This is a genomic window from Acinetobacter sp. T_3_1 (assembly GCF_025377055.1).
GTDB classification, from domain to species: Bacteria; Pseudomonadota; Gammaproteobacteria; order Pseudomonadales; family Moraxellaceae; genus Acinetobacter; species Acinetobacter kookii.
Genome location: NZ_JACHVD010000036.1, coordinates 1 through 6,613, shown reverse-complemented (window position 1 = coordinate 6,613; position 6,613 = coordinate 1). Strand labels below are relative to the sequence as shown.

Annotated in this window: 7 protein-coding genes and 2 pseudogenes; 5 read left to right on the top strand and 4 right to left on the bottom strand. The window is 57.8% G+C overall.

The annotated features are described in order from the left end of the window. Positions 1-91 precede the first annotated feature (91 nt). Positions 92-439, bottom strand: a pseudogene (locus H4I94_RS15895) (IS4 family transposase); the annotation flags it as partial. Between the two features lie 89 nt (positions 440-528). Here H4I94_RS15895 and sul2 point away from each other — a divergent pair. Continuing rightward, positions 529-1,344, top strand: a complete 816-nt coding sequence (sul2, locus tag H4I94_RS15890) for a sulfonamide-resistant dihydropteroate synthase Sul2 (protein ID WP_001043260.1) — start codon at positions 529-531, stop codon at positions 1,342-1,344. A gap of 86 nt (positions 1,345-1,430) precedes the next feature. After that, positions 1,431-1,733, top strand: a complete 303-nt coding sequence (locus H4I94_RS15885) for a phosphoglucosamine mutase (RefSeq protein WP_000251875.1) — start codon at positions 1,431-1,433, stop codon at positions 1,731-1,733. A 175-nt stretch (positions 1,734-1,908) separates the two neighbouring features. Here H4I94_RS15885 and H4I94_RS15880 read toward each other — a convergent pair whose 3' ends face one another. From H4I94_RS15880 to H4I94_RS15870, 3 genes and pseudogenes are all read right to left on the bottom strand, one after another. Then, a complete protein-coding gene (locus H4I94_RS15880; protein WP_001120888.1) occupies positions 1,909-3,402 on the bottom strand; it encodes an IS91-like element ISVsa3 family transposase in 1,494 nt (497 codons plus the stop codon). A gap of 210 nt (positions 3,403-3,612) precedes the next feature. Continuing rightward, positions 3,613-3,837, bottom strand: a complete 225-nt coding sequence (locus tag H4I94_RS15875; protein WP_000743213.1) for a hypothetical protein — start codon at positions 3,835-3,837, stop codon at positions 3,613-3,615. Beyond that, positions 3,834-3,995, bottom strand: a pseudogene (locus H4I94_RS15870) (resolvase); the annotation flags it as partial. The gene H4I94_RS15875 and the pseudogene H4I94_RS15870, both read right to left, overlap by 4 nt. Between H4I94_RS15870 and H4I94_RS15865 the strand changes: the two are divergent. The 3 genes from H4I94_RS15865 (at position 3,918) to H4I94_RS15855 (ending at position 6,503) form a co-directional block, all read left to right on the top strand. Continuing rightward, on the top strand, positions 3,918-4,778 hold the full coding sequence (locus H4I94_RS15865) for a DUF3363 domain-containing protein (RefSeq protein ID WP_261183698.1): 861 nt from the start codon (positions 3,918-3,920) through the stop codon (positions 4,776-4,778). The pseudogene H4I94_RS15870 and the gene H4I94_RS15865 sit on opposite strands and share 78 nt — an antisense overlap. 216 nt (positions 4,779-4,994) lie before the next feature. Next, the gene (gene floR / locus H4I94_RS15860) at positions 4,995-6,209 is read left to right on the top strand and encodes a chloramphenicol/florfenicol efflux MFS transporter FloR (RefSeq protein ID WP_000214119.1); all 1,215 of its coding nucleotides are present in this window, start codon (positions 4,995-4,997) and stop codon (positions 6,207-6,209) included. A 27-nt stretch (positions 6,210-6,236) separates the two neighbouring features. Further along, entirely contained in the window at positions 6,237-6,503 is a 267-nt protein-coding gene (locus H4I94_RS15855; protein WP_077170324.1) for a LysR family transcriptional regulator, read from the top strand. The last annotated feature ends 110 nt before the right edge of the window (positions 6,504-6,613 follow it).

The following is a 6,613-nucleotide window of genomic DNA, read 5'->3' as shown; positions in this document are numbered from 1 at the left end:
GGTGAAGTGTGTCTAATCAACAGGGTTTTCGGTCTCTAAGCACTTTTAAAAAGGAACTTCATCGACTCAAATCTCTATTTGCAACAGTGCCCGCTATTCCACGATAAACGATTGCGAGCATCAGGATATTAATATTTCGTTTTCCCCATTTCCAATTGGTTCTATCTAAAGTCAGTTGCACTTGGTCGAATGAAAACATATTGAAAATCAACTGAGAAATTTGACGATAATCAAAATACTGACCTGCAAAGAAGCGCTGCATACGTCGATAAAATGATTGTGGTAAACACTTGATGGGCAAGGCTTTAGATGCAGAAGAAAGATTACATGTTTGCTTTAAAATAATCACAAGCATGATGAGCGCAAAGCACTTTAAATGTGACTTGTTCCATTTTAGAGATTTGTTTAAGATAAGATATAACTCATTGAGATGTGTCATAGTATTCGTCGTTAGAAAACAATTATTGTGACATTATTTCAATGAGTTATCTATTTTTGTCGTGTACAGAGATTATTATAGAAGCCCCCATGAATAAATCGCTCATCATTTTCGGCATCGTCAACATAACCTCGGACAGTTTCTCCGATGGAGGCCGGTATCTGGCGCCAGACGCAGCCATTGCGCAGGCGCGTAAGCTGATGGCCGAGGGGGCAGATGTGATCGACCTCGGTCCGGCATCCAGCAATCCCGACGCCGCGCCTGTTTCGTCCGACACAGAAATCGCGCGTATCGCGCCGGTGCTGGACGCGCTCAAGGCAGATGGCATTCCCGTCTCGCTCGACAGTTATCAACCCGCGACGCAAGCCTATGCCTTGTCGCGTGGTGTGGCCTATCTCAATGATATTCGCGGTTTTCCAGACGCTGCGTTCTATCCGCAATTGGCGAAATCATCTGCCAAACTCGTCGTTATGCATTCGGTGCAAGACGGGCAGGCAGATCGGCGCGAGGCACCCGCTGGCGACATCATGGATCACATTGCGGCGTTCTTTGACGCGCGCATCGCGGCGCTGACGGGTGCCGGTATCAAACGCAACCGCCTTGTCCTTGATCCCGGCATGGGGTTTTTTCTGGGGGCTGCTCCCGAAACCTCGCTCTCGGTGCTGGCGCGGTTCGATGAATTGCGGCTGCGCTTCGATTTGCCGGTGCTTCTGTCTGTTTCGCGCAAATCCTTTCTGCGCGCGCTCACAGGCCGTGGTCCGGGGGATGTCGGGGCCGCGACACTCGCTGCAGAGCTTGCCGCCGCCGCAGGTGGAGCTGACTTCATCCGCACACACGAGCCGCGCCCCTTGCGCGACGGGCTGGCGGTATTGGCGGCGCTGAAAGAAACCGCAAGAATTCGTTAACTGCACATTCGGGATATTTCTCTATATTCGCGGTTCAGCAGGCATGTCCCCTTTGAGGGCGACCCGACGACAGGATAATCGACCTTATGGTGCGCAAATATTTCGGCACAGACGGTATTCGTGGCAAAGCCAACGAAGGCGCGATGACGGCGGAAACCGCCTTGCGCGTCGGCATGGCGGCTGGCCGTGTCTTTCGTCGCGGTGACCACCGCCATCGTGTCGTGATCGGCAAGGATACGCGCCTGTCGGGCTATATGCTTGAACCCGCGCTCACAGCCGGTTTCACCTCGATGGGCATGGACGTATTCCTTTTTGGCCCGCTGCCGACAACGTATAGGAAGAATAAACGCCCTTTTCACCCAAGTCCAACAGCTTTGGACCGCAGTTGACTCTTTCGACACCCCTGCGATGCAACCCAATCCGGCTGACGGGGAGCCAGCAACGCTGAAAATTTACCCTCCTCTTTCCCACTAGCGGCTCCTTTTCCGACAACCAGCACGGCGGATCCCTGCCGCGGCGCTGTGAACGCAGCATTTTGATTGGTATCGTTGGCCTTCAGGCTCGTCAGTCAAACAGACCCAGGAGCAGCTCAGCCGGTGGCGCCCGGCTTTCGGGTAACGCCCTGGTCCCGCTGGTTTCGGCTTTGTGCTTCAGGTGATCAAGGATCTGCTTGATCACTATAGGGTCTTCAATGCAGGCGATGACTTTCATGGCGCCGCCGCAGCCGCTGCAGGTCTCGATGTCGATATTGAAAACACGCTTGAGCCGTTGCGCCCATGTCATCGACGCTCGCCGTTGTGCTGGTGTTGCCGGTTCATCAGCCACCCTGACCTTGTTGCCCCTGCCCCGTTTTGCCGGCGTGACCAACGCCCGGTGCCGACTGTTGGGTGCGAACACCCCGTGGAAGCGGGTTAGGTTGACTCTGGGCTTCGGTACTAGGGCGGCCAGCCTTGCAATGAAATCCAATGGTTCGAAAATGACGTGCGTGGTGCCGTCCCGGTACGGCGTCTTGAGCTGGTAGCGCACGTTGCCGCCTCGTGTTAACGACAGCCGCTTCTCGGATACCGCCGGGCGGCTGATGTACCGGCACAGCCGTTCGAGCTTCTTGCGTTCATCGGCCCTGGCCGCCACGCCGGCGTGCAGGCTGGACCCGGCTACCTTGCCAATCCCGTCACCGAACGGATCACCACTGGTCGGCAGAGTTTGCAAAGTGAACACCTTTCGCCCCGCCTGTGAACCGACAGCGATACGGTAAGTGATCGAGTGCCCCAGCAGGGGTGTCATCGGGTCGTCATCCACCGCATCCGAGGCCAGATAGCTGTTTTCGACATCCCGTTCCAGCAGGCCTTGCCGTTCCAGATAGCGACCCACCCGGTGGGCGATGGTGTGCGTCAGCTGGGTGAGCTCTGGGCTGGTCGGCGCCTTGACCCAGCGGAAACGCGCTGAGCCGTGGGATTGCTCGACATACACACCGTCGAGAAACAGCATGTGGAAGTGAACATTCAGATTGAGCGCCGATCCAAAACGCTGGATCAGGGTGACCGCGCCCGTCTTGGCCACTTGGTGGGTATGGCCCGCTTTCTTGACCAGGTGCGTGGCAATGACGCGGTAAACGATGCCCAGCACCCACCCCATGATCTCGGGCCGGCTGGCAAACAGGAAACGCAGCTGAAACGGGAAGCTCAACACCCACTGACGCATGGGTTGTTCAGGCAGTACTTCATCAACCAGCAAGGCGGCACTTTCGGCCATCCGCCGCGCCCCACAGCTCGGGCAGAAACCGCGACGCTTACAGCTGAAAGCGACCAGGTGCTCGGCGTGGCAAGACTCGCAGCGAACCCGTAGAAAGCCATGCTCCAGCCGCCCGCATTGGAGAAATTCTTCAAATTCCCGTTGCACATAGCCCGGCAATTCCTTTCCCTGCTCTGCCATAAGCGCAGCGAATGCCGGGTAATACTCGTCAACGATCTGATAGAGAAGGGTTTGCTCGGGTCGGTGGCTCTGGTAACGACCAGTATCCCGATCCCGGCTGGCCGTCCTGGCCGCCACATGAGGCATGTTCCGCGTCCTTGCAATACTGTGTTTACATACAGTCTATCGCTTAGCGGAAAGTTCTTTTACCCTCAGCCGAAATGCCTGCCGTTGCTAGACATTGCCAGCCAGTGCCCGTCACTCCCACTCGATTGTAAACAAGCACACAAAACCCTTTAGTGACAACAATTTGCAAGAACTATCAGGCTCAGTGCCATGAAAAATACCATGACCAGATCATGAGGTTGAACACGGCTTGCGCCGGCAGCGTTCACGCTCCTGGTCGGCGATCTCGCCCGGCTGCAATGCTAGCTCAGCATCGGTCATGCGCTCCAGCACGTCGCGTAGGCGGATGGTGCAAGGAATGGGCGGCAGCTCGAACTCATAGCCGCCGGCGATCATTTCGGCCGCAATCTCCTCGGTGATGAAAAACGGCTCGTCGTCTTGGTTCGGCTTCTTCATGCCCTTTCCTCCTGGCGCTCATCCTGGCCGACAGCGGCCAGGGCATCGGCTTCCGTCAATGCGTCCTCCACGAACGCGCCGTGCTGCTTCGCTTCGGCCTGGCTGACCTCGGCCCATATCCGTTTCACCTGGGCCGCACTGTACCCGGCCAGCTCGGCCCCGCCGAGGCGGCAGCCCGGCCGTCCGACCGCACCATTACCGCCATTGCAAAGGACGGCATCTATCGGCCGAGCCGCCATCTGGAGCAGGCCAAGTTCGAGGGCCGCGTTCCAGGCGGCGACTATGAGGGCTATGTCGATGCCCATGTGCGCCGGCTGGAGGCGCTACGCCGGGCCGGTATCGTCGAGCGGATCGACGCCGACCAATGGCGCATCCCCGATGATCTGGTCAGCCGTGCCGCCGCCCATGACGCCGGCCGAGACAGTCAGGCCAGCGTTCGCGTCCTTTCCCCGGTCGATCTGAACAAACAGATCGGATCGGACGGCGCGACCTGGCTGGACCGGCGGCTGATCCACGGCGAGACGGCCGACCTTGCGCCAACCGGCTTCGGGCAACAAGTCCGCGAAGCCATGGACCAGCGCCGCGAGCACCATATCGAACAGGGCGACGCCACCCGCAGCCGGGACAGCCGCGTCTTCTACCGGCGCAACCTTCTCGCCATCCTGCGGGAGCGCGAGGTAGCCGGCGTCGGATCGGATATGGCTTTGAGTAAGGGCCTGCCGTTCCGCGCCGCCACGGACGGCGAGAGCGTCAGCGGCAAGTTTACCGGAACCGTGCATCTATCGAGCGGCAAGTTCGCCGTGGTCGAGAAATCCCATGAGTTCACCCTTGTCCCGTGGCGGCCGATCATCGACCGCCAACTCGGCCGCGAGGTTATGGGCATCGTGCAGGGCGGGTCGGTGTCGTGGCAGTTAGGGCGGCAGAGGGGGCTGGAACGCTGAGTGCGCCCATGCCGCATTGCGAAGCAAAAGATAATCGGATAAAATGTAGCAATTCATATTCGTAAGCGTGGAGTAATCAGATGGGAAATTCCAAGTCAGCAGACAAGTAAGCCGCAACAACCAGTATTGTTGTTGCGGCGCTCTGTAAGGCTAGTCTCATCTGATTGCTGACGAGCAGACGTCGCCCGGTATTCCTTAATCGAGGGTTGATTCGTCATGACCACCACACGCCCCGCGTGGGCCTATACGCTGCCGGCAGCACTGCTGCTGATGGCTCCTTTCGACATCCTCGCTTCACTGGCGATGGATATTTATCTCCCTGTCGTTCCAGCGATGCCCGGCATCCTGAACACGACGCCCGCTATGATCCAACTCACGTTGAGCCTCTATATGGTGATGCTCGGCGTGGGCCAGGTGATTTTTGGTCCGCTCTCAGACAGAATCGGGCGACGGCCAATTCTACTTGCGGGCGCAACGGCTTTCGTCATTGCGTCTCTGGGAGCAGCTTGGTCTTCAACTGCACCGGCCTTTGTCGCTTTCCGTCTACTTCAAGCAGTGGGCGCGTCGGCCATGCTGGTGGCGACGTTCGCGACGGTTCGCGACGTTTATGCCAACCGTCCTGAGGGTGTCGTCATCTACGGCCTTTTCAGTTCGATGCTGGCGTTCGTGCCTGCGCTCGGCCCTATCGCCGGAGCATTGATCGGCGAGTTCTTGGGATGGCAGGCGATATTCATTACTTTGGCTATACTGGCGATGCTCGCACTCCTAAATGCGGGTTTCAGGTGGCACGAAACCCGCCCTCTGGATCAAGTCAAGACGCGCCGATCTGTCTTGCCGATCTTCGCGAGTCCGGCTTTTTGGGTTTACACTGTCGGCTTTAGCGCCGGTATGGGCACCTTCTTCGTCTTCTTCTCGACGGCTCCCCGTGTGCTCATAGGCCAAGCGGAATATTCCGAGATCGGATTCAGCTTTGCCTTCGCCACTGTCGCGCTTGTAATGATCGTGACAACCCGTTTCGCGAAGTCCTTTGTCGCCAGATGGGGCATCGCAGGATGCGTGGCGCGTGGGATGGCGTTGCTTGTTTGCGGAGCGGTCCTGTTGGGGATCGGCGAACTTTACGGCTCGCCGTCATTCCTCACCTTCATCCTACCGATGTGGGTTGTCGCGGTCGGTATTGTCTTCACGGTGTCCGTTACCGCGAACGGCGCTTTGGCAGAGTTCGACGACATCGCGGGATCAGCGGTCGCGTTCTACTTCTGCGTTCAAAGCCTGATAGTCAGCATTGTCGGGACATTGGCGGTGGCACTTTTAAACGGTGACACAGCGTGGCCCGTGATCTGTTACGCCACGGCGATGGCGGTACTGGTTTCGTTGGGGCTGGTGCTCCTTCGGCTCCGTGGGGCTGCCACCGAGAAGTCGCCAGTCGTCTAACCGACGACTGGTAGCAGGCCCGCTCCGATGCGGCGCACTAACCATCGAAACCTCGTGAATGTCGGTATCCTGTCTGGCAGGATACCGCTCATTTCCCTTGTTCAGTTCATCGCCGTCGCCGAGCATCTGAATTTTCGGCATGCGGCCAAGGCACTTGGTATCAGCCAGTCGAGCGTCAGCGCGCGTGTGAAAGCGCTGGAGGATAACCTTGGTGTCCTGCTATTTGAGCGCCATGCGCGGGGCGTTCGGCTAACAGACGCAGGCAGGCACTTCATGGGGCACTGTTGCAAATAACCACGAATGGTAAGCTGAAGACTGTTTTAGCTAAAGGTGCAGCATATGAATCCTTTCCATGGTCGGCATTTTCAGGGCGAAATCATTCTTTGGGCTGTGCGCTGGTATTG